Origin of the sequence: Acinetobacter gandensis (assembly GCF_001678755.1) — a bacterium.
In the GTDB taxonomy this organism is placed as follows: Bacteria; Pseudomonadota; Gammaproteobacteria; order Pseudomonadales; family Moraxellaceae; genus Acinetobacter; species Acinetobacter gandensis.
In genome coordinates this window covers 137933-160541 of the sequence record NZ_LZDS01000029.1, presented here as the reverse complement: position 1 = coordinate 160541, position 22609 = coordinate 137933, and the positions used below count along the sequence as shown (strand labels likewise).

At 38.6% G+C, this 22609-nt stretch carries 21 protein-coding genes; 12 read left to right on the top strand and 9 right to left on the bottom strand.

Annotated features, from left to right (window positions below):
- Positions 1-6: 6 nt before the first annotated feature.
- Together A9J31_RS14300 and A9J31_RS14295 are read right to left on the bottom strand one after the other, a co-directional pair.
- The gene (locus A9J31_RS14300) at positions 7-1161 is read right to left on the bottom strand and encodes a hypothetical protein (protein WP_067767420.1); all 1155 of its coding nucleotides are present in this window, start codon (positions 1159-1161) and stop codon (positions 7-9) included.
- Positions 1162-1297: 136 nt separating this feature from the next.
- Complete coding sequence (locus A9J31_RS14295) at positions 1298-1561, bottom strand: hypothetical protein (protein ID WP_067767417.1); 264 nt, start codon at positions 1559-1561, stop codon at positions 1298-1300.
- Between the two features lie 490 nt (positions 1562-2051).
- Between A9J31_RS14295 and A9J31_RS14290 the strand changes: the two genes are divergently transcribed.
- The 3 genes from A9J31_RS14290 (at position 2052) to A9J31_RS14280 (ending at position 5827) form a co-directional block, all read left to right on the top strand.
- Positions 2052-2330, top strand: a complete 279-nt coding sequence (locus tag A9J31_RS14290; RefSeq protein WP_067767411.1) for a hypothetical protein — start codon at positions 2052-2054, stop codon at positions 2328-2330.
- A gap of 325 nt (positions 2331-2655) precedes the next feature.
- On the top strand, positions 2656-5265 hold the full coding sequence (gene pepN / locus A9J31_RS14285; protein ID WP_067767408.1) for an aminopeptidase N: 2610 nt from the start codon (positions 2656-2658) through the stop codon (positions 5263-5265).
- A 349-nt stretch (positions 5266-5614) separates the two neighbouring features.
- Positions 5615-5827, top strand: coding sequence for a hypothetical protein (locus tag A9J31_RS14280; protein WP_067767406.1), 213 nt, complete (start codon positions 5615-5617; stop codon positions 5825-5827).
- Positions 5828-5878: 51 nt separating this feature from the next.
- Here the strand turns inward: A9J31_RS14280 and A9J31_RS14275 are convergent, their stop codons facing one another.
- Both A9J31_RS14275 and A9J31_RS14270 read right to left on the bottom strand, forming a co-directional pair.
- A complete protein-coding gene (locus tag A9J31_RS14275) occupies positions 5879-6325 on the bottom strand; it encodes a universal stress protein (protein ID WP_067767404.1) in 447 nt (148 codons plus the stop codon).
- Positions 6326-6431: 106 nt separating this feature from the next.
- Entirely contained in the window at positions 6432-6875 is a 444-nt protein-coding gene (locus A9J31_RS14270; protein WP_067767402.1) for a universal stress protein, read from the bottom strand.
- 371 nt (positions 6876-7246) lie between these two features.
- On the opposite strand from A9J31_RS14270, the gene A9J31_RS14265 reads away from it, so the two are divergent.
- The 3 genes from A9J31_RS14265 (at position 7247) to A9J31_RS14255 (ending at position 9276) form a co-directional block, all read left to right on the top strand.
- Positions 7247-8236, top strand: a complete 990-nt coding sequence (locus A9J31_RS14265; protein WP_067767399.1) for an alpha/beta hydrolase — start codon at positions 7247-7249, stop codon at positions 8234-8236.
- 132 nt (positions 8237-8368) lie between these two features.
- Complete coding sequence (locus tag A9J31_RS14260; RefSeq protein ID WP_067767621.1) at positions 8369-8701, top strand: SMR family transporter; 333 nt, start codon at positions 8369-8371, stop codon at positions 8699-8701.
- A gap of 8 nt (positions 8702-8709) precedes the next feature.
- On the top strand, positions 8710-9276 hold the full coding sequence (locus tag A9J31_RS14255) for a TetR/AcrR family transcriptional regulator (RefSeq protein WP_067767396.1): 567 nt from the start codon (positions 8710-8712) through the stop codon (positions 9274-9276).
- A gap of 2 nt (positions 9277-9278) precedes the next feature.
- On the opposite strand, the gene A9J31_RS14250 is transcribed toward A9J31_RS14255, so the two are convergent.
- The 4 genes from A9J31_RS14250 to aceR all read right to left on the bottom strand — a co-directional run bounded on the left by A9J31_RS14250 (position 9279) and on the right by aceR (position 13433).
- A complete protein-coding gene (locus A9J31_RS14250) occupies positions 9279-10457 on the bottom strand; it encodes a benzoate/H(+) symporter BenE family transporter (protein WP_067767394.1) in 1179 nt (392 codons plus the stop codon).
- 281 nt (positions 10458-10738) lie between these two features.
- Positions 10739-11389, bottom strand: a complete 651-nt coding sequence (gene leuE / locus A9J31_RS14245; protein WP_067767392.1) for a leucine efflux protein LeuE — start codon at positions 11387-11389, stop codon at positions 10739-10741.
- Between the two features lie 74 nt (positions 11390-11463).
- Positions 11464-12453: a transaldolase gene (gene tal, locus A9J31_RS14240; protein WP_067767382.1), complete on the bottom strand. Its 990-nt coding sequence runs from the start codon at positions 12451-12453 to the stop codon at positions 11464-11466.
- A gap of 89 nt (positions 12454-12542) precedes the next feature.
- Entirely contained in the window at positions 12543-13433 is an 891-nt protein-coding gene (gene aceR, locus A9J31_RS14235; RefSeq protein ID WP_067767379.1) for an HTH-type transcriptional regulator AceR, read from the bottom strand.
- Between the two features lie 100 nt (positions 13434-13533).
- Between aceR and aceI the strand changes: the two genes are divergently transcribed.
- Together aceI and A9J31_RS14225 are read left to right on the top strand one after the other, a co-directional pair.
- The gene (aceI, locus tag A9J31_RS14230; protein WP_067767376.1) at positions 13534-13956 is read left to right on the top strand and encodes a chlorhexidine efflux PACE transporter AceI; all 423 of its coding nucleotides are present in this window, start codon (positions 13534-13536) and stop codon (positions 13954-13956) included.
- 201 nt (positions 13957-14157) lie between these two features.
- A complete protein-coding gene (locus A9J31_RS14225) occupies positions 14158-16350 on the top strand; it encodes a YncE family protein (RefSeq protein WP_067767373.1) in 2193 nt (730 codons plus the stop codon).
- A 57-nt stretch (positions 16351-16407) separates the two neighbouring features.
- On the opposite strand, the gene A9J31_RS14220 is transcribed toward A9J31_RS14225, so the two are convergent.
- Positions 16408-17928 carry an acetyl-CoA C-acetyltransferase gene (locus A9J31_RS14220; RefSeq protein WP_067767370.1) on the bottom strand — a complete coding sequence of 507 codons (1521 nt, stop codon included), beginning with the start codon at positions 17926-17928 and terminating at the stop codon, positions 16408-16410.
- Between the two features lie 241 nt (positions 17929-18169).
- On the opposite strand from A9J31_RS14220, the gene A9J31_RS14215 reads away from it, so the two are divergent.
- The 4 genes from A9J31_RS14215 (at position 18170) to A9J31_RS14200 (ending at position 22508) form a co-directional block, all read left to right on the top strand.
- Positions 18170-19561: a 3-oxoacyl-ACP reductase gene (locus A9J31_RS14215; RefSeq protein ID WP_067767367.1), complete on the top strand. Its 1392-nt coding sequence runs from the start codon at positions 18170-18172 to the stop codon at positions 19559-19561.
- 171 nt (positions 19562-19732) lie between these two features.
- Entirely contained in the window at positions 19733-20587 is an 855-nt protein-coding gene (locus tag A9J31_RS14210) for a MaoC family dehydratase (protein ID WP_067767364.1), read from the top strand.
- 76 nt (positions 20588-20663) lie between these two features.
- Positions 20664-21974, top strand: a complete 1311-nt coding sequence (locus A9J31_RS14205; RefSeq protein ID WP_067767362.1) for a serine hydrolase domain-containing protein — start codon at positions 20664-20666, stop codon at positions 21972-21974.
- 84 nt (positions 21975-22058) lie between these two features.
- Positions 22059-22508, top strand: coding sequence for a copper resistance protein NlpE N-terminal domain-containing protein (locus A9J31_RS14200; RefSeq protein ID WP_067767618.1), 450 nt, complete (start codon positions 22059-22061; stop codon positions 22506-22508).
- Positions 22509-22609: the final 101 nt, after the last annotated feature.

Here is a 22609-nt window from a genome sequence, read left to right as displayed (position 1 = left end):
TCTCCCTTAACGGGTGAAGTAGTGGTCTTGATGTTTGCAATTACGACAGAATAAGCTGACATAGTCCTCAGCGTCATAATCCACAGAGAGTTCCTGTGAACCGCAATACATACAACGTTTGGTTGAGTAAAAACTTAAACGAGGCTCAATTTTTTTCCAAGCATGGCGGATAGGTTGCACAAAAATGCTCTCATCTAGTCCGAGAAAGTTAAACAGTAAAATTTCACTCATTTTGCTAAAAGGGAGTTGTGGCGGACGTGGTAGGGTAAAAGTTTCCCATTTCTCTTGTAGGCCACGCTCACGATACTGCTGCAAGGTCTTTTTCAATAGATTGGTATTAATGAAATTTTCATTTCGAACTTGTAATGCTTTTTGCTTGTGCAGGTATTCTAAAGCAGACTGAATCATGTAATAGATTTGCCCGACAGCCAAACTGTCTAATAAACGGTAACAGAACACTTGGAAACTTTTATTTCCAGCAATTTGGATTCCCCATGTTTTGCAATAAAACTGCATAAATTGAACAATTTCTTGATACAACACGAGATACAAAGTTTCTTTAACTTCATCAGCACTTTTGAATGCGACACCCATAGCGAGGTTTTGATAAAACCAAGCGCGCAGTTGCGTGGTAATGCTAAATAGACTCGGTTCAGAATATCCATCTAAACGCACATTGATATAATACTGTTCAGCTTGTATTGCACTATCTTTAACAATTAAAACTTGCTCGTTAACTAAATGCTTTTTTAGTGCTTGCTGAAAAAAATAATTGGGGCTGATGTAATGATATTTTATGGATTCCCAATCAATGTATTCCACATGTGTAGTGTGCTCATGTACGTGATTATCCAGTAGTGCAAGTAGAAAAAGTTTTTGCACAAAACTCAATTCACTGAGTTCACGTTCTTGTAAAACCTTATTTTTTAATTTGCGTTGTTCTTGTAATCGCGTTTCTTTGAGTAGTTTTTTACGGGCAAGTTGGCAGCTTTCACAATGGCAATTCAATTGCTGTTCAGGAAAGATTTGATGCTTGCAGTGACTGCATTCGTGAAAGTTGAATTCCTGATCCATTTGTTCTGCGTCTACCCAATACATAGATGCTCGACACAAAGGGCATTGTGTACTGTCATCCATTTGTTTGCGTAGCACATTAAACATAGTTGTAGATCATTTCGATAAGCTCAAGTTGATTATACACATCTCTATTTAAGTACGGGTTACGGAATTTAATACCTTTCTTGCTTGCATAAAAAAAGTGCTGCATCATTTGCAGCACTTTAGCTGAAAAGAAAAATTAATAGGCTGCTGGACATGGAATTGATTCATCCTCCTCGCCAAGTTGTTTCGCATTAATGAGAGCTTGTACTTTTTTTGATGGCACTTTTTTAGCGCCAAGCGTATCGTAAGTGTTCAATATCGAACTTACTTCATGAGGTTGAAGTGGGACACCTTCGCAGCTCATAAACATTGCTATTACTTTATGATCGATATTTGCGGCATCCAACGCTTTTAAAGTTTTAAGATTCTCCATCCGAACAATATGATCTTTAATAAACATAGTGCACCTCTTTTTTGTTTTGATAAATATTAAGTTTGTTTTACAAGATAGGTATTGCAAAAAGTGTGCACAAAATAATCAGCTTGAAATTCATATGTATAAAAAATCAAATAATAATTTTTAATCTATTGATATTTAAAATATATTTTATGCGGGTCTAAGTTGTAACAATTCTATAAATAGCTATTTTAGGATTGAGTGCAATATTTATTCAAAGTCTAGATGTTTTTATTGATACATACTGGTGCACATTGTGAAAACACAGAGAGACAGATTAAGTCATCTTTAAAATCACTGATTTTTCAGCGGTTATACGGCTCTTATGTTAAATTGAATGAAATTTTATTTTATCTTCATTGCACCTTTTATGGAGCACTCAATTAAAAGTTGAATTAAATGGATTTGTGCTACTCAATAGGTTGCTATCGGTAGGCAGATTCGTTTGGAAATGATGGTGAATAACTCTTTAGATTCGTATTGGAAATACAAAATGTCAGATGCATTAAAAACAAGCAATATCACTCGTATGCAGCTCTATAAAAAAGACCAAGGCGTAATGGTCGGTGCATTGGTCATTGGGCACGATAAAACGTTAGAGAAGACTTTGGAGTTATTAGGGTTAGCAACTCAGCATAATGTTTCAATGGTCTATGTCGCGGGAGCAACTGATGAAATTGAACAATTTCTAAAAGGCTTTGTATCTCGTTTTACTTTTGTATTTGTGGCAGATTATGACGCAGCGCTTGACCAAATCTTTCCAAATAGTTAAAGGCTTTAAAAATTTAAATTTCAGTGAAGATTTATAAATGTCAGAGAAAGCACAGAAATGTGCTTTTTTTATGCAAAGCTTTTTAAATGAATCAATCTAAAACCGAAGTCAAATAATACGGCACTGATATTGCTATAGAGATGCCTAAATATGCGCCAAACTTAAAGAATTATTCTCATTGAATGATTGAAAATAGGTGGAATTGCGCCCATATATAAAACATTGTAAATGCGCAGACAGCCAATAAAACTTGTCGTATGATCAAGCGAGTTAGAATTTTTTTCACGCTTCGCTGATCGACGATAACAAAGGAACAGGACAAGATATGAACATCGCGGCAAATCCAATGGTCGAAGCAGACCAAACTGTATATTTAAAAGATTATCAAAAACCTTCATATGTAGTTGATAGTATTGATCTTGATATTCAAGTGTTTGATGACTATACCCATGTAAATAGCAAACTGGTGATGCAGCGTCAAACGGCTGGTGATCTTGTACTGTTAGGGCGTGATTTAGAACTCAAATCCATTTCAATAAATGGAGAAGTACTTTCAGCAGATGCTTATCGATTAGATGCAGAACAACTACGCATCTCGAATGCGCCAGATCAGGCTGTGATTGAAACTCAAGTGGTGATTCATCCTGAAAATAATACTCAGCTTGAAGGATTATATCTTGCCGGAAAAGATTTATTTGTGACGCAAAATGAGCCTGAAGGTTTCCGTAAAATTACTTTCTATCCTGACCGTCCAGATGTTCTGTCTGTATTTACTACACGTGTTGAAGCCGATAAGAAATTTCCAGTTTTACTTGCAAATGGTAACTTATTGGAAAAAGGTGAAGCGGGTGAGGGTCGTCATTATGCCGTGTGGCAAGATCCGACTAAAAAACCGTCTTACCTATTTGCTTGCGTGATTGGTGATTTGGCTGTACTTAAAGATCATTACGTGACGTCTGAAGGTCGTAATGTTGCTTTAGAAATATATGCTGAAGAAAAAGATATTCCAAAATGTCACATTGCGATGGAAGCATTAAAACACTCAATGCGTTGGGATGAAGAACACTATGGTCGTCCATATGATTTAGACAATTATATGATTGTGGCAACTAGTGCTTTCAACATGGGCGCAATGGAAAACAAAGGTCTCAACATCTTTAATACCTCATGTGTGCTGGCTGATGAAGAATATACGACAGATGCTGCAATTATGCGTGTTCAGTCAGTTATTGCACATGAATACTTCCATAACTGGACAGGTAACCGTATTACTTGTCGTGACTGGTTCCAACTGTGCTTAAAAGAAGGTTTGACGGTATTCCGTGATCAGTCGTTCTCAGAAGATTTACAATCTGCTGCGGTACAACGTATCGATGACGTTGCAGTGCTAAAAGCCCATCAGTTTCCAGAAGATTCAGGCCCGCTTTCACATCCACCGCGTCCAGATCATTTTGTTGAAATTAATAACTTCTATACCGCGACAGTGTACGAAAAAGGTGCGGAAATTAACCGCATGATGGCGACACTCTTGGGCAAAGAAAAATTCCGTGCAGGTACTGACGAATATTTCAAACGCCACGATGGTCAAGCCGTGACTGTTGAAGATTGGGTAGCAGCACTGACAGCGGGTTCAGGTGTAGATTTGTCGAGTTTCTTGATTTGGTATAACCAACCGGGCACACCAAAACTTGAAGCAAAAGGTGAGTACGATGCTGCAAATCAAACCTATACTTTAAGCTTGAAACAAAGCTTAAAGGCACACCCGAAATATCCAAATTTAAAAGCTGTGCCTATTCCTGTGGCTTTGGCATTGTTTGATGCGACGAGTGGTGAACAGTTACTTCTCAGCTCAGATGCATTGGTTGAAAATGGCATTAAAGATGGCGTGTATTTATTTGATACCGATACTGCAACCATTACATTTAGCGGTGTAAAAACCAAGCCTGTTGTGTCTTTACTGCGTAACTTCTCTGCACCCGTTAATCTTGAATTTAACTATTCAGATGAAGAGCTTGCATTCCTGATGCAGTACGAGCCGAATGGTTTTAACCAATGGCAAGCCAGCCAAACCTTGTTAGAACGTATTTTGTTAAATGGCCATGATGCGGATATTTATATTCAAGCTATTCAAAAAACATTACCAAGTGTGGTTCAACGCGATCCATTGTTGGCGTCACGATTATTTGAGGTACCAACAGAAGGTTATTTAGGTAGTCGTATCGACACTGAATATAATCCAGAAAAAGTACAAGAACAGCGTGAAGCGCTATTGAGTACTTTGGCACGTGAACTTGGCGCATTCTGTAAAGAGACCTATTTAACACTTGATCCGGATCTACAAAAAGATTTCTCTCAAGCCATGGGTGTTCGAGCACTGAAAAACATCATGCTTTCGATGATGGCACGTCAAGGCGATGCAGATGTATTTGATTTGGCTGAACAGCAATATCAAACTACTGGAAATATGTCTGAACGCTTAGGCGCGTTAAAAGTATTAGTATGGAATGATGCACCACAAGCGGAAGCTGTTTTAGCAGATTTTTATACCAAATTTAAAGATGAAGCTTTGTCTATGGATCAGTGGTTTATGCTTCAAGCAGCACATCCGAAAGCAACGGCTGAAACGATTAAGGCACTGACTGAACACGCTGACTATGACTTGAAAGTGCCAAACCGTATTCGCGCTGTAACGGGTGGATTAAATGCAAATCCAGTCAATACTTGGAGTTTTGGTGTTCAACATATTATTAATTTGGCAAAAATATTGGATGAGAAAAATCCGATTGTCGGCTCTCGTTTACTGCAAATTTTGTCGCGTTGGTATACTTTGGCTGAACCACAGCGCAGTACAGTGAAGGCTGAACTTGAGGCATTAAAACCATTGGTTAAGTCAAAAAATGTGTCTGAAACATTAAACAGTATGTTGAGTGTTTAAGCTGACGTTGAAATACTGATTTAACTTGCATGTTTTAAATCAATTATTAAACCCTGTTTATCTAGAGATGAGCAGGGTTTTTTAATGCTGCATCTGAAAGCAAGGTTTAGATCTTTTTGAGCAAATTTTTTAAGTTATAAAAGTCAAACTATTAACTTGATAACAAAAGATTTAATAATAAAACTAAATTTTTAAGTGTGATTGTTAACTTTAAATTAATATAAAATGCAATATATATCACATAATAAGCGTAGAATATTAAGGCTTAAAGATCTCGTGTGTCGAAGTAGGGTGTGTTTTATATACACGCCAATCTTTAAACCCAAGAATTTGAATTTTTGAGGCAGGTATGTTGGTTAAGGTGGATGGTGGATTTTATTTAAACTCCCATCATATTATTGCGGTTCGTATATCTAAAGATGTTCACAATGCTTTTGTTGTAGCAGTTGAATACACACCTAATAGTGTGCAAAGCACAGGGCTTTTTGAGAAAAAGTTTTCGGTGGGTGTAGATGCAGAACGTTATTTACAAAGTTTGCATAAAATTATTGGCCAATCCTAATTTACATTGTTATCACATAAATAAAAATGCCCTCGATGAGGGCTTTTTTATTTATTCTTTTACAATCAACACGGGGATTGGGCACTGCGTTAAAATATTTTGTGCAACGCTTCCGAGCATGGCTTTTTTCAAGCCAGTGTGGCCATGTGAACCCATAATAATTAAATCGACATTGAGTTCATCGGCAACTTGTAAAATACCTTCAGTTGGCGACACACCATGTACCAGACGTGTATCGACTTCAATACCATCTCGAATAAAAGATTGTTTAATATCTTCTAAACGTAATTGTGCGCTCTTTTCCGCTTGCATAAAGTATTCAGTAATCGCTGGTGCAATGGCATAAAAGTCAACACCCACAAAAGGGTCAACAGCAACCACACTTACTATAGTGACATGGGCATCTTGGCTTTTTGCCAGTGCTAATGCATGCTCAACAGCAGAATAAGAAATAGGAGATTCATCTACAGGAACTAAAATTTGTTTATATTGACTCATAGATCAGTTTCCTTGGTTATGGCTATTATTTTTAAGATATTCGTAAATCAGAATAATGCAATTATCATATTGAGAATAGAAAGCCCACCGAAGTGGGCTTAAACATTTATGCTTTAACAACAAGTACTGGAAGTTCAGTATTACTTAATACATCTTGAGCAAAACTACCTAAAAGCATTTTCTTGAAGCCTTTACGACCATGTGAACCCATTACAATTAAATCGGCCTTCACTTCATTGGCTGCTTCAACCACACCTTCAGCAGAAACTTGGCCTTTCACGATTTTACTTTGTGCGTCTACGCCTTCACTTGCAGTAATTGTCAAAGCTTCTTTTAATGCAGCTTCAGCATTTGCATAGGCCTGGACAAAATATTCTTTCATGATTGCAGAAGAATAATAGAAATCCGCATCAGTAAATGGGTCTTCAGCAACAAGGCTGATCAGCGTCAGTTGGCTATTAAATGCTTTCGCCAAGATGGCTGCTTTTTTAACTGCAGAAAATGAGATTTCTGAACCGTCGACTGGGACTAAAATTTGTTGATATGACATGAGAAAATCTCCACTATTATTGCTTTAAACCCTATGCTTTATTGATAGCATATTGTGTGCGTTGGTTCAATTTATAAATATAAAAAATATCGTAAATTCATAAAATTAGAAAGAATTTAAATGTTAATTTGTCAACTGTCCGTCAAATAAAGCAGAGCAAAAAACTAGGATTTAAGTATTTTTTTGTACTCAATAAATTTGACTGAAATTGTCGGATTTATAAGCAGAATTACTTGTGTTCAAGGAAATAATATAAGCTTAAAATATCAGCCGATAAATATTTAATTTTCAATCAATCATCCCTATATATGGTGTAGATGATTTTGTAAATAGCTTAGTTCATCAGATTGGAAAGCACATTGGATAATCGCATGTATACAAAATTAATATTCACAGCATTGAGCCTTTGTTCTGTTTTGCAATTATCAGGTTGTCAAAATACACAGAGCAGCACGAAATTAATTGCGGGTGCATTTAATCTATCGACTCAAGTACAAAAACAATTTATTGATCGGCATGCGCCTGAAAATGTTTTGATACACAGTAATGTACTGTATCAGCAGAATCCAGATTTACATCTAGATATTTATCAACCAGATAATATTGCCAATTTATTGCCAAGACCAACAGTGGTTTGGATACATGGCGGTGGTTGGGTTTCAGGCTCAAAAGAGCATGCGCGTGGATATTTTAAGCGTTTAGCAGCAGAAGGTTATAATGTCGTATCTGTACAATATCAGTTTGCACCTGAAGCTATTTATCCGACTCAACTCCATCAAATTGATTCTGCGATGAACTTTATTCGGCAGCATGCAAATGACTGGAAAATAGATCCCAATCAATTGTATTTAGCAGGGGATTCTGCTGGTGCAAATATGGCCAGTCACTATGCTGCTTTGGTGACTAATCCAGTTTTTGCGGAAAGTTCTCAGATTCATCCTGTCATTCAACCCAATCAACTTAAAGGCTTAATCCTACATTGTGGGATTTATGATTTAGCCTCTTTTGTGAATACAGCACCTGAAGAGATTGGTTTGATTGAATGGGGCGTGTATAACCTTGTTCAAGCCTACACAGGTAATAAGAAGGATGATACGGAGTTTCTAAAAAGTATTTCGACCAGTTCGCATATCACAAAAAATTATCCGCCAGTATTTATCAGTGGGGGTAATAAAGACTTTTTAACCGAAACACAATCCATGCCTTTCGTAAAGCAGTTAGAGGCCGTGGGAGTTAAAGTAAGTACAGCATTTTATCCAGATTCCAAAGAGCTACTTGTACATGAATATCAATTTATGATGGGTAAAAAAGCCAGTCAACACACCTTTCAGCTCACGACCGAGTTTCTTGCGAAGCATTAAAAATAAAAGCAATCTTTATGTGGCTTAGATATATTTTGCCATAAAAATAAATCTTAGCTTGCGAAAATAATTTTAAAAACATAACATACCTACCGATCGGTATGTTTGTTTGAGAGTGTAATGAATTCAGTCATGTTTGCATATGGGTTATTGGCCTGTGCAATTATTTCAGAAGTAATTGGTTCAACATTTTTAGTGAAGTCAGAAGGCTTTAGTAAATTGGTTCCATCCTTAGTCGTGGTGGTACTTTTTTCATTGGCATTTTACTTATTGTCGCAAGTGATTAAAGTCATACCACTTGGCATTGCTTATGCCATTTGGGCGGGAGTAGGGATTGTTTTAACTGCTTTAATTGGCTACTTTATCTTTCGACAAAATTTAGATATTCCTGCAATGCTAGGCATTGCTTTAATTGTTGCAGGTGTTGTTGTCATTAATATATTTTCAAATTCTACAGGGCATTAAAGGATTTTATGGACAATCCGCATCAGCGTAAAAAAGAACCGCAGTTAATTCGTCAAAGTATTTTGCAGCACGCGATTCAACTGGCTGCAGAAAAAGGCGTTAATGGTGTTTCAATTCAAGCTGTTGCAGATTTGGTAGGCGTGACGAAAGGTGGTGTTTTTCATCATTTTCCAAATAAAAAAATACTTTTAGAGGCGATGGTTATTAGCCTGTTGCAACAGTTGGATAATGTCATCGATCGGCTTATTGCAGATGATCCTCAGCCGCACGGTTGTTTTACTCGCGCCTATATTGAAATTACCCTAGAAAAAACCGTGTACGGCTTGGAGCATTCGTGGTCTGCAATCTCAATGACCATGCTGACAGATCGGACTTTTAACGATTATTGGATTGAGTGGTTGAGTGAGCGATTAACGAAACACCAAAGCACTGATGCAGATATTGAGTTAAAAATCTTACGCTATGCTGCGGATGGTATTTGGTTGACTGCATTTACAGAAGTTGAGGATATCAGCGAAACAAAATTGCTTAAAGACGAACTGATCGCGCGTACTTATCGTGGGATCAGTTCATAAACTTAGGCAGATTTTTTTGCTTTAAATTTGAAAATGAAATGGACGACTAAACCGAAAAGCAAGCCCCAAAATGCTGAGCCAATACCGTAGAACTGTACACCCGAGGCACTAAATAAAAAGGTTAAAAGTGCCGCTTCACGTTCACTCGCATCTTGGAAGGCAATCACAATGTTGTGACCAATAGTGCTCAACAATGCAATACCGGCAAGTGATGTAATAAAAATAAGCGGGAAGGACATTAAAAAGCTGACTAAAGTGGCTGCAAAAATGCCCATCAAAATATAAAAGATCCCACAACTCATGCCTGCAATATAGCGTTTTGTAGCATCGGTGTGAGCTTGATCATCGAGACTTATGGCAGCACTTATGGCTGCAATATTGACACTAAAGCAGCCAAAAGGAGCAAAGATTGCTTGAGCAGTTCCCGTCCAACCTATGAGCTGATTGACATGAGGTTGATAGCCATAGCTTTTGATCATGGCTAGACCTGGTAAATATTGTGATGCCATATTGATGACAAATAATGGCAGCGCGAGGCCAAGCATCGCAGAGAAAGAAAATTCAGGTTTAATCCAAACAGGTTGCGCAAAAGCAAGATCAATTGCCGGCATTTTAAAGTTAAGTAATATTGGACACATGGCTATACCAATAATCACTGTGAGTACAATGCTATATCGCGGCCAAAGTCGCTTCATGATGACATAGGCGGCGAGTAAACAGAGTACGTAAGCCCATTCATTTTGAATGCTTGCAAATAATGCAATGCCGAACTTTAGCAGCACGCCAGCAAGCATGGCACTGGTTAAACTTTGTGGGATATGGGTGAGAATTTTTTCGAAGATGCCTAAAAAACCTAAAATGGCAGTCACTAATCCACAGATAAAAAATGCACCAAGTGCAGCATTCATACTATAGCCATTGGCAGTAGCCAAAATAAGCGCCAAACCAGCTGTAGACCATGATGTCGCTACAGGATATTTAAATTTCCAAGAAAGCAATAAACCACATAAACCAATACTTAAACCCAGCGCCCAAAACCAAGAGGTAATTTCAGCAGTATCTGCACCTAACATTTGGGCAGACTGAATCACTAAGACAGCAGAGACACTTATACCGACCAGAAAAGTAATAAAACCAGCAAAAACTGCGGGCACAGAGCAATCTTGAAGAATTTTTTGCATAATCCTTGTGCAACTTTTTAATTGGAAAATGTATGATGTTTCACGATGATACGCTCAGCCCTCGTACAGGGAAAGACGATTTTTTGAATAATAAGTAAAAATGAAGTTTCCAAAATATTATGCTTAAATAAAAGTATGCTCAGCATAAAGAGTAACTATTCTTTTGAATGGCCATTTAACCTTTTTATTTTAGTCTAAAACCAGCAATACCAACTTATCCATTGTAATACTGAGTTGAGAGTTGTATTTAGTATATAAAAAATCAGTATTTCTCGTAATTATTACATCGTTGATGTTGCGAGCTTTAAGCCAAAACCACAGAATAAAAGCCCAACAGAAGCCACACAGCACGCGGTGAACTTATAGCGGTGAGTAAAATAAGTTGCGAGTTTTGCACCAGAGAAAATCAGTACGGTTAAATAACTCATACTAATAATTTGTAAAACTATAGCCAGTGCAGTAAAAGTGATTGCTGGGTAGGCATAATTTGGATCGACAAATTGTACGAAGAAAGACAGGTAGAACAAAATAGCTTTTGGATTCAGAATGCTAATGGTGAGAGCTGTACGAAAAGGTTTGAGCTCCTCTAAACTTTGATGATTTTGTTGAACTTGATCGGGCATTACAACGGCATGCCAAGTTGCATAGGCTGCTTTAAGTAACTTGATTCCTAGATAACTTAAATATAGCGCACCAATAATTTTTAATAATATGAATAACCAAGGAAATGCATGCAGTAAAGATGCGGCACCAAGAGCTGTAAATAAGATGAGAATAATATCGCCAAAATAGACGCCAAAGGCACTTTGGTAGCCTACTTTAATGCCGAAACGAGAGGCAATGGACATGACATATAATGAGTTTGGGCCTGGCAAAATCACAATTAAAATCGTACCAATGATAAAGGTCGTTAGATCTGTGATGCCAAACACTGAGTATACTCATATAAAAAAGCCGATGTCACAGTATAGCAACATCGGCTTTTGAACAAGCAGTAAAATTTATTTTAAGCTTTAATTTCAGCATCAATGCCAAAGGATTGGCGAAGTAAACTACTGAGTTGTTCACGTGCTTTTATAAAGCCATCTATACCACCTTGCAGTAACTGAGCTGACATTAAATCTTTTTCAACTTCAGAGTTGAAGCGTTGTTTATCCAAAGGTTGTACGTCATGTTCACAATGTGCATGAGCATGATTGTTACTAAGTTGCGCTTCAACGACGCGACTATCTTTTTCTAGCTCAGCTAAAAGGTGTGGTGATACTGTTAATAAATCACAACCTGCCAGCCCTAAAACTTGATCTACGCTACGGAAGCTTGCGCCCATAATTTCAGTTTTAATGTTGTGCTGTTTGTAGTAGTGATAAATTTGTTTTACTGACAGTACACCGGGATCTTTTTCAATTGGATAGTGATCTACATTTTCAGCTTTTTTGTACCAATCTAAAATACGCCCAACAAATGGAGAGATTAAAGTTACATTCGCTTCAGCACAGGCTTGCGCTTGATGTAAACCGAACAGTAATGTGAGGTTACAGTGGATGCCTTCTGCTTCGAGTGCTTTTGCAGCTTGAATGCCTTCCCAAGTGGATGCAATTTTAATCAAAATGCGATTTTGGTTAATGCCATACTGTGCATACAAAGCGAGAAGCTCTTTGGCTTTAGCAATCGTTGCATCTGTATCATAAGAGAGCGCAGCATCAACTTCCGTTGAAACGCGTCCTTCAATCAATTTTAAAATTTCAACGCCAAATTTGACTGTTAGGATATCAATCGTGCGTTCAATCAATTCATCACTGCTATAACCTTCTTTACGTGCCTGTTCAAATGCGAGTTCAATCAGTTGTTTATTTTTAGGTTGGTTCGCAGCTGCTGTAATTAGCGACGGATTTGTTGTTGCATCCAGTGGGCGGAAAATTTCAATCGCAGTTAAATCACTGCTGTCAGCAACAATAGTCGTAAGGCTTTTTAATTGGTTTAACGCATTCTGAGTCATTGGATATCTAGTTCTTAATGTTCTTGGTGTATGTACTTTTATAACACAATCTTTTTAGAACCCAACCGAAAAGCGCCCGACAACTGTGCTTAATTGGTATTTTTTCGTGAATTACGGATGTGATTAATCAAAAAATGAGCAGCAGAGCCCATCAGTTTTTCACGATTCCAAACCAAATCGACAAAATATTCGAATTTAGGTGTGAAATCCAAAAAGTTTAAAACTTTCAGTTGTTGAATGAGCTGAGGATTTTCATTGAACATCTGTGAGGGAAGGACACCCCATCCGAGGTTTTGAATGATCATCGAACAGGCAGAATGATGGTTATCCGTACGCCAGTATTGTTTGGAAAACAGTAATTCAGGCTTAATGGTTTTATCTCGGCTAGCAACCACAATTTGTCGGCTCTGTAAAATTTGTTCAAAACTGACTTGCTCAAATTGAGCGAGTGTATGATCTTTCGCTGCAACTGGAACGAGGGACTCAAGTTTCAGTTCTACAAATTGCTCATAATTTTCTAATTCTTCTCGTTCGAACATCAATGCTAATTGGGCTTGTCCATCGCCTAACATTTGTTGTGCATCTTCTTGTGGGGCTGTGAAAATATTGATTTGAAGTGAGGGAAATTCCTGTGCTAATAAACTGATGTAATCCGTCCATTGAGTATGAATTAACTCTGAAACCACCACAATATTCAGTGAAGACTCCAATCCTTGACTTAATGCTACAGCATGTTGTTTCCACTGTTGCATTTCAGTGAGGAGCTGTTGGGTCTTTTCATATAGACTGCTTGCCTGTGCAGTAGGGACAGGCTCACGTCCTATACGCTCAAATAGTTTCATGTCTACATCTATTTCTAAATTGGCAATCGACATGCTAACCGCAGAAGGGACTTTGCCGAGTTGACGTGCTGCAGCAGAAAAAGAACCCGTTTCCATAACAGTCTTAAAGATAGTGAGTTGTTCTTGATTAATATTCATTTTGCTTATCTATCAAATATATTGAAAGATTCTAACTCGAATGATCAATAAATTGAAAATATAATGCACGCATATTAAATTTTATTAGGTGTTTTTCAAAATGTTGATTTCCAGAAGAAGGATTATTCATGCGCTTAGCTATGAGATCATCCTGTTGGTGATCATTGCTATCGCTTTAAGTTTTATCTTTGCAGTTCCAATGGAAGTGACAGGAACGCTAGGTATTGCTATGGCGATAACTTCAGTTGTTTGGAATATGATTTTCAACCACTTTTTTGAGAAATATGAAGCAAAAAGAAAACTAAAAAGAACGGTAGGTGTTCGTATTTTGCATGCGATTGGCTTTGAAGGTGGTTTGATGCTTGCAACCATTCCAATGGTTGCTTATGCCTTAGAGATGAGTTTGGGGCAGGCTTTCTTAACGGATCTAAGTTTGACACTATGTATTTTGGTTTACACATTTATTTTCCAATGGTGTTATGACCATATTGAAGCATCGATGGGAATTCGAGTTTCAGCATAAGTACTTAGTTAAAAAACCACTAAGAAAACTCAGATTTTTCAAAATAAAATATAAAGCTCAGTTAGACATTTTATAAAAAACTGTCAACTGGGCTTTATTTTGTCCATTCTATTTGAAGGGTATATCAATAAATACAGTCGCATAAAATACTTAAAAATTATATAAAACATATGTTTATTGGATTTATTTTTGGGGAAGAATTTGAGTATTAAGTTGAAGGTGTTAACCGTCTCTATCTCTTTGTTATTAGTCGCATGTGGTGGTGGAGGTTCAGGCACATCAGAAAATGTAAATTCACTAGAAGATAAACCAGTGGTAGATGCTGGTGAGGGTTTAACTAAAGTCAATGAATTTCGCGTACTAGATGTAGGGGCAGAATTAACAGCGCAAGACTTTTCATTAGAGACTTGGAATCCTTCTGCTATGGCGTTGGACGGCGATATTTTATATATCTCAAATAGCCAAACTTCCTCGCAAATTTTACGTTATGACTTAAAGCAAAAGCGGGCATTAAGTGCAATTGATCCGACACTGCTAACGGGATTAGCAAAAACTTGGGATGGTATCGTTGATATTAGCCTACACGCAGGTCGTCTATATGTTGCTTCATATGGTTCGAATCGTATTGATGTTATCGACATTGCAACAGGGCAACCTCAGTTTGTAATGGCATTAGGGACCGGCGTGTGGTGGGGAGATGCCTTAAATTATGCTTTAGTACACAGTAATGCCGTTACGGCAGATGATCGTTTTGTCTATGTACCAGATATTCAAGGACGTATTAATGTGTGGCAGCAAAGTGACGTTCGTGCTGAAAATCATTTAAAAGCCAATAAGTTTGCTCGTTTAAGTTTGCCAAGTTGTGCACGTAATTGTAATGCTCGGATGCAGAGCATGGGTGACTATCTTTATACCAGTCTGCCAAATGGTACCACCTATGTACATAATTTAAAAAGCTTAAAGCAAGGTGATACGGATGTTGCCCCGATACTGACAGAATCAACATTATCAACGGTGATGAATCAAGCTGCTGATGGTCAAGTTTATGTGTCTCGCAATAATGGCGTAATTGAAAGTTACTTGGCGAAGTCATTTAATACCAAACAAATATTACCAACCAATTTGGTTGATCAATTTAGTAATTATCGTGTGAAAGGCAATGACAGTACGCAAAATTTGGCAAAGGCTAGTGATCTTGTTGTACATGAGTCAACTTTATTGCACTTAGCCAATCAAAAAATTACCCTTTTGCCGATGCGAAGTTTACAGCAAAATAGAAGTAATCAAACGGCACAAGCCACTGAGTTAAAGCAGGCTCAGGCAATACAACAGTCTCGAATGCTACAAGATGGTGAAAGCTGGGAGGTTTTGACCAATAAAGACGAGCGTCATGTGTTCATGGATAAAATTTTATCTGCACAGTTGAATGGCGCAAGTTTAGACATACAAAGTTATAGCGCTGTTCCTGTGAAAGACGTGCAATTGCATGCCAAGTTAAAAAATTCAGATCAGTGGGTCGTGTTAGCGCATATTGATGAAATTCAGGCATTTTCCAAAACACGTTTAGCATTGAAGTTAGATGACCAATCTCGTTTTTCATTGGTGAATGGGCAAGGTTCAATTCAATTGTCAGGTTTAAGCCAAACGGAGCAGATACCTGCTGGACTATTTGATTTTAAATTCCATTCTGATACAGATTTGCATGTTCAAAAATTGAATCAGATTAAAGCCAAATGGAAAATTTTCTTTGGTACCTATAATCAAGAAAATGATCCAGCTTCAAGCTGGCGCAGAATAAACGCGTTATATGCGCGTGAATGGGTCATGATGATGACTAATTTGGCATACATGCTAAGTACCCCTGAGTTTGAACATTTATGGTTTAATCATAAGAAAGTCATGGGGCATGAGTTCTTTGGTAATGCCGGCTTGGTTGAAGGTGAGAATGGCATTTTCAAAGCAGAAGATTACACACGGGTTTATCAACAAATTTTAAATCGTAGTGAAATTAACCTTGGCATTACAGCGATGGGTGGCGGTCTTGGTGGTGGTTCAGTACTGGGAGTAGATACATGGATTTTCTATGGACATTATCGTCATTCAGGCTATGGCATCATTGCTCATGAATTTGGTCATGGCTTTGGTAGCCACAGTAGTGCATGGTCCAATTCGGCCTATGGTTTTCAACCAATGATGGCATGGTTACATTTCTACTTCCAACGACAAGCGGGATCAATTCCTTATATGGATCCAGATGTAAATAAATTCCATTTGGCATCGCCAGATCAGCTATATGCGGGTGTTACATCAAATATTGTTAATGCCGTTCCGGGTAAAACACCAATCAACACGATTGATCAATATTTTGCAGCCAATCCATTAGCTAAAAAATAATTCAATCCATAAAAAACCGCTCATCTGAGCGGTTTTTTTTAATTTAGATCTTAGGTATTATTTTTCAATAATTGCGGTTACACCTTGACCGCCAGCAGCACAGATTGAAACCAATACACGGCCTGAACCTTTTTGATTCAATAGCTTAGCCGCAGTTGCGATAATACGGCCGCCAGTTGCAGCAAATGGGTGACCTGCAGCAAGTGAAGAACCTTTCACGTTAAGTTTGCTGCGGTCAATTGAACCTAAAGGTGCATCCAAACCTAAACGTTCTTTACAGAATTTTGGATCTTCCCAAGCTTTAAGCGTAGACAGTACTTGTGATGCAAATGCTTCGTGAATTTCGTAGTAATCGAAATCTTGTAAAGTAATACCAGCACGTTCAAGCATACGTGGTACTGCATAAGCAGGGGCCATCAACAAGCCTTCTTTTTTCTCTACAAAGTCAACGGCTGCAGTTTCTTGGAAAGTTAAATACGCAAGGACTTCATGACCATTTGCTTTTGCCCATTCTTCAGATGCCAATAGCACACAAGATGCGCCGTCAGTTAGTGGAGTAGAGTTACCCGCTGTCATGGTACGTGCATCACCTTTACCAAAAGCAGGCTTTAATTTCGCTAGTTTTTCAACAGATGAGTCTGCACGTAAGTTGTTATCACGATCCAAACCAAGGAATGGCGTAATCAGGTCATCAAAGAAACCTTCTTCATAAGCAGCTGCCATTTTTTGATGTGAAGATGCAGCAAGTTCGTCTTGCGCTTCACGTGAAATACCCCATTCAAGCGTAGTAATGGCTTGATGATCACCCATTGAAAGACCAGTACGTGGCTCACCGTTCTTTGGAGCATCCATCAAGTCTTTTACATTAATTTTAGTTAATGCTTTAAGGCGGTCTTTACCTGTTTTTGCGATGTTCAGTTCAAGTAGTGCTTTACGTAAACCATCACCAAAAGCGATTGGCGCATCAGATGTTGTATCTACACCGCCTGCAACACCCACTTCAATTTGACCCAAGGCAATTTTGTTTGCAACAAGGAATGCCGCTTGTAAGCCAGTACCACATGCTTGTTGAATATCGTAAGCAGGTGTTTCAGGAGCAAGTTCTGTATTCAGTACACACTCACGAGTCATGTTAAAGTCACGACTGTGCTTTAAAACAGCACCAGCAACAACTTCACCTAAGCGTTGACCTTGAAGATTAAAACGTTCAACAAGACCATTTAATGCTGCGGTGAACATGTCGCTGTTTGAAGCAGTGAAGTAAGCGCCGTTAGAACGAGCGAAAGGAATACGATTACCACCGATAATAGCAACGCGGCGAACTGTGTTTTGACTCATGGTATTATCCTGTTGAACAGACGTTTGAGTTGTTGATTTTGAAGCTGTTTTAGTATTTGAAGCTGGTGTTTTAGTACGAGTAGATGCACTACGAGGACGAGTCGTTTTAGCCGCACCACTGGTTGACTTGGTTGCTGCGCCAGTACTTTTAGCGGTACGTGGTGTACTCTTTGATGTATTTGACACAGTTTCCGTGGTCGGAGTTTCGACTGCTGGATTTTCTTGAGTTGTTTTGCTCATAAGGCTTTTCCAAGCATGTGGATGATCTTCTTGTTGGGTACATTAGCATATTCACCAAAGGGGTAAATTGACTAAAATGACATTAGCAAAAGCATTCAGGTCAAGCCATCCGTGGTTTAACTCAAGTATGATTCCATGGAAACTGATGGAACTATTGAAATATAAGTATCTGACATCATCTTGAAGTTAAAGGGATATCTTCAGATCCATCAAAAATTAATCCGTATGAGAGATAATAAACATGACTGATCAATACCAAACATTTGCAAAATCTCCTATTGGTAAATTTGTCATCAAAAATTTAGGTTTACCATCACCGACTTTCTTAGAGCGTTTTGAGTCTGCAACACCTGTAGTAAAAGGTGCTGTTTTATTAGGTGCGGCACCAGCTTCAACATTGTCAGGTGCAATTGCTCAAGTATTGGCAAATATTCATGCCAACAGTTATGCGGGTAATAATGCGGAACTACAGCAAGCTGCTGCCAAGTCAGGTTTAAACCTAAGCGCATTTAATGAAGGTGATAAAGAGTCTAAGTTTAAAGTTGTAGTTTTTGATGCATCTGGTATTCAAAATTCAGAGCAACTTCATACGCTTTATGCATTCTTTAATCCAATTGCTCGTCAAATTCAGGCATCTGGTCGTGTTGTGGTTGTGGGTACAACCCCTGAAACAGCGAAGACCGTGAAACAAGCTATTGCACAACGTGCGCTTGAAGGTTTTGTGAAGTCTATCGGTAAAGAATTCAAAAAAGGCATTGCTGCTCAACTTGTCTATGTAGATGAAGGGGCAGAAGCAAACTTAGAGTCTGCGCTGCGTTTTGTTATTTCACCACGTTCAGCTTATGTATCTGGTCAAGTAATTCGTGTTTCGAAAGCAGACGTTGTTGATGTTGATTGGAACAAACCGCTAGCAGGCAAAACTGCGGTTGTGACGGGTGCAAGCCGTGGTATTGGTGAAGCAATTGCGCATGTATTGTCACGCGATGGCGCACATGTGATTTGTTTGGACGTTCCACAACAACAAGCCGATCTTGACCGTGTAGCAGGTGAAATTGGTGGTTCAACACTGGCAATTGATATTACCGCAACTGATGCAGGTGAAAAAATTAAAGCAGCTGCAGCGGCACAAGGTGGTTTGGACATCATCGTACACAACGCAGGGATTACCCGTGACAAGACTTTAGCGAATATGAAGCCTGAGCTTTGGGATCTGGTAATTAACATTAACTTATCTGCAATTGAGCGTGTAAATGATTACTTGCTTGAAAATGATGGCTTTAATGCAAATGGTCGTATTGTGTGCGTATCATCTATTTCAGGTATTGCAGGTAACTTAGGTCAAACCAACTATGCGGCATCGAAAGCAGGTGTGATTGGTGTAGTGAAATTCACAGCACCATTACTTAAAAATGGTGTAACCATTAATGCGGTTGCTCCAGGCTTTATTGAAACGCAAATGACGGCAGCAATTCCATTTGCAATCCGTGAAGCGGGTCGTCGTATGAACTCAATGAGTCAAGGTGGTTTACCTGTTGATGTGGCAGAAACCATAGCAATGTTTGCATCTACTGCTTCTACAGGTTTGAACGGTAACGTGGTACGTGTTTGTGGACAAAGCTTGTTAGGGGCTTAATGTAATCCCTCCCGATCTCCCTTTGTAAAAGGGAGGAGAAAAGTCCCTCTTTACTAAAGGGGGATTTAGGAGGATTAAAATTCATTGGGAAAGTTAACCTCTCCCTAACCCTCTCCTTAAAGGTGAGGGAATTGCTTTTAAATAGATATATTTATAATTAAAAGGTTTAGTATGAATACTCGCCATTTTAGTCAACTTCCAAAGCCTTATTTAGCCTATCCAAAAGTGATTCAAGGCTTGATTTTTAAAAAGCCAAAAGGTGAAAAAGTTCTGCCGCAAGTTGAATATGTGGTGGATTCTTTTAAAGTCGATCAAAAACATTTAAAAGCCTATAACGAAGTCTGTGGTTTTAAAAATAATGGTTATATTCCAGCTATTTATTTAGCTGTGCTTTCGCAAAGCTTACAAATGCATATGATGACTACTGAAGCATTTCCATTTGCGATTTTAGGTTTGGTGCATATCCGTAACCAAGTGAAGCAATATCGTAAAGTGGGTGTGAATGAGACGTTATCTTTGTCATGCAAATTTGGTGAATTACAACCACATGATAAGGGCGTGCAATTTGACTTTATTACCACTGCAAAAGTTGGTGATGAAGTGGTTGTAGAATCATTAACCACATATTTAGCACGTCAAAAAACTGAAAATAAAACAGCAGTAAAACCTGCAGAGGCGAAGCCAGCTGAATTGCAGGTTCAAGCGCAGTGGGATGTTTCAGAAAATACCGGTCGCCGCTATGCGCTGACTTCAGGTGACTTTAACTTGATCCACATTCATGCTGTGACGGCTAAAGCATTTGGTTTTAAACAAGCGATTGCCCACGGTATGTGGAGTAAGGCTAAAGCTTTATCGAGTCTGAGTTTGCCAGAGGCTTATGAAGCAGATGTCTGGTTTAAACTGCCGATGTATCTCCCATCACAAGTTGAGTTTTTAACTGCTCAAACTGGACAAGATACCGAGTTTGCAATTCGAAATAGTAAAAACAAAAAACCGCATGTCGCTGGAAGTGTAAAAGCACTGTAAGACTTAAGCCTAAATCGATATCGATTTAGGCTTTTTTGTTTTAATCTCAGACAGTTCATATAAAAAGGAATGCAGGATGCAGGCGGTCAAGGAATACTTATTTGCACAAAAGCATAATTATCAGGGTACTGTAGATCGTGCCTTTCAAGATTTAGCCGAACAGTTCAGTCGAATGCAGGATGCACGAACTGATTTAGGTGGTGCCGCTTTGGTGGTGTATTTCCAAGGGCAAAAAGTAGTTGATATTTGGACGGGTAAAAAGTCAGCCGAAGAAGCTTGGCAGTCCAATACACCCTCAGTCTGTTATTCTACGGGTAAAGGAGTACTTGCGACGCTTGCACATATATTAGTGAGTCAGGGCTTTTTAGATTACGACACACCTGTTGCCAAATATTGGCCAGAGTTTGCACAAAATGGAAAGTCGCAGATTACCTTAAGACATATGTTAAGCCATCAAAGTGGTTTATATGACATACGAAACAATATTGATACTGCTTCGGAAATGGCAGACTGGTCGCATATGCTGCATATACTCGAACAGGCGACACCGCGTTTTGAAGCTGCCACAGATGCTGCTTATCAACCTCTAACCTTTGGCTGGCAAGTGGGTGGAGTACTCGAAAAAGCCACTGGCAGATCACTTGTAGAATTGATGCAGCAACATTTGGTAGAGCCATTGCAATTAGATCATGTATATTTTGGTGTGCCTCAAGATAAACTCTGTGAAGTTGCAAGACTAATTCCAAAAAAGAAGAAGGCAGAAATAGTAGATGTTACAACCCAACAAAATAGTCAAAAAATAGCTAATTCAGAAAACTCTATTTCAAATAATGTTAAGAAAAAAAAGCTTACACACAAACCCTCCATGCTAGATAAGCTGTTAGAGCTTTCAGGTCAAAATTTACAAGACTTTCAAGATGGCATGATTCCCAAAGGTATGCGTCAATTTTCATTTTTTAGTGATGAAGGCTTGCAAGCAATTATTCCGGCTGCAACCGGCGTATTTAGTGCTAATAGTCTTGCAAAGATATATGCCATGCTGGCGAATCAAGGGCAATGGCAAGGTCAAACCTTGATAAAGTCCGACACCTTTAATGAATTAAGTACGGTTCAATTTACCAAACGAGATCGAGTAATGCCTCTGCCGATGCATTGGCGTTTGGGCTACCACCGTATTCTAACGTTAGGGAAGTCTAGCAAAGGTTTTGGGCATATGGGCTTTAATGGTTCTGGGGCCTGGTGTGATCCGCAGCGCGATTTGAGTTTTGCCTATACCCATAATTTTCCGACAGGTTCAATCACGGGTGACTATCGTTTATGGGGCCTAACTCAAGAAACTTTACGCTGTGCAGATAAAGTATTAAAAGGGCGTAAAGGCTGGCTTTAAGAATAAGATTGCGTCAATGTGAATAGGGGAATTTAGCAATCTATGTTATTTTCCCTTGCAGTTTTAAAGGCAGTGATATGTTTTATGAAAAAAGTGATTTTGATTCCTTTGGTGGCAAGTTCTGCATTGTTAGGCTGTCAGGACACAAAAAAACCTCAATCAAATGACAACACAGCAATCACTGCGGAAAAGCAACACGCGGCCTGGGTGGGTAATTATAAAGGTACAACGCCGTGTATGGGATGTCTTTCTCGTTGTGAAGATTGTCCCGGTATGGCTGTGGCTCTTGAGCTACATGAAGACCAAACTTATACACTCACTCGTGAAAGTCTAAGCGGTCATAATGACGTTGAAGTGCTTAAAGGTGCAATTCGTTTTAATGATGATACTCAGCAACAGTTAGAGTTAATGCATGTGCAAACGCGCAATCTATTGTATGTAGATTTAGATCAGCAATTGCTCGAAATTCGTGAAGACCAGACGGCGAAACGCTATCAAATGCAGAGTGATTTCCTTTTAAATAAAGCAGTTTAAACATTCGAAATTTGTATTAAATTTGCCTGATTTTGAGGATAGCTCAAGATCGGGTTTTTATTGTTCAAACTGTGCCATTTATTTCACTATTAAGCAAAAAA

Coding starts and splice junctions, on each gene's coding strand:
- A9J31_RS14200 (WP_067767618.1), top strand. CDS start 22,059: ATGAAAAAAGTGATTTTGATTCCTTTGGTGGCAAGTTCTGCATTGTTA.
- aceR (WP_067767379.1), bottom strand. CDS start 13,433: ATGAATATTAATCAAGAACAACTCACTATCTTTAAGACTGTTATGGAA.
- A9J31_RS14260 (WP_067767621.1), top strand. CDS start 8,369: ATGTTTGCATATGGGTTATTGGCCTGTGCAATTATTTCAGAAGTAATT.
- A9J31_RS14255 (WP_067767396.1), top strand. CDS start 8,710: ATGGACAATCCGCATCAGCGTAAAAAAGAACCGCAGTTAATTCGTCAA.
- A9J31_RS14210 (WP_067767364.1), top strand. CDS start 19,733: ATGAATACTCGCCATTTTAGTCAACTTCCAAAGCCTTATTTAGCCTAT.
- A9J31_RS14290 (WP_067767411.1), top strand. CDS start 2,052: ATGTCAGATGCATTAAAAACAAGCAATATCACTCGTATGCAGCTCTAT.
- A9J31_RS14205 (WP_067767362.1), top strand. CDS start 20,664: ATGCAGGCGGTCAAGGAATACTTATTTGCACAAAAGCATAATTATCAG.
- A9J31_RS14270 (WP_067767402.1), bottom strand. CDS start 6,875: ATGTCATATCAACAAATTTTAGTCCCAGTCGACGGTTCAGAAATCTCA.
- aceI (WP_067767376.1), top strand. CDS start 13,534: ATGTTGATTTCCAGAAGAAGGATTATTCATGCGCTTAGCTATGAGATC.
- A9J31_RS14265 (WP_067767399.1), top strand. CDS start 7,247: ATGTATACAAAATTAATATTCACAGCATTGAGCCTTTGTTCTGTTTTG.
- A9J31_RS14250 (WP_067767394.1), bottom strand. CDS start 10,457: ATGCAAAAAATTCTTCAAGATTGCTCTGTGCCCGCAGTTTTTGCTGGT.
- A9J31_RS14215 (WP_067767367.1), top strand. CDS start 18,170: ATGACTGATCAATACCAAACATTTGCAAAATCTCCTATTGGTAAATTT.
- A9J31_RS14220 (WP_067767370.1), bottom strand. CDS start 17,928: ATGAGCAAAACAACTCAAGAAAATCCAGCAGTCGAAACTCCGACCACG.
- A9J31_RS14295 (WP_067767417.1), bottom strand. CDS start 1,561: ATGTTTATTAAAGATCATATTGTTCGGATGGAGAATCTTAAAACTTTA.
- A9J31_RS14280 (WP_067767406.1), top strand. CDS start 5,615: ATGTTGGTTAAGGTGGATGGTGGATTTTATTTAAACTCCCATCATATT.
- tal (WP_067767382.1), bottom strand. CDS start 12,453: ATGACTCAGAATGCGTTAAACCAATTAAAAAGCCTTACGACTATTGTT.
- A9J31_RS14300 (WP_067767420.1), bottom strand. CDS start 1,161: ATGTTTAATGTGCTACGCAAACAAATGGATGACAGTACACAATGCCCT.
- pepN (WP_067767408.1), top strand. CDS start 2,656: ATGAACATCGCGGCAAATCCAATGGTCGAAGCAGACCAAACTGTATAT.
- A9J31_RS14275 (WP_067767404.1), bottom strand. CDS start 6,325: ATGAGTCAATATAAACAAATTTTAGTTCCTGTAGATGAATCTCCTATT.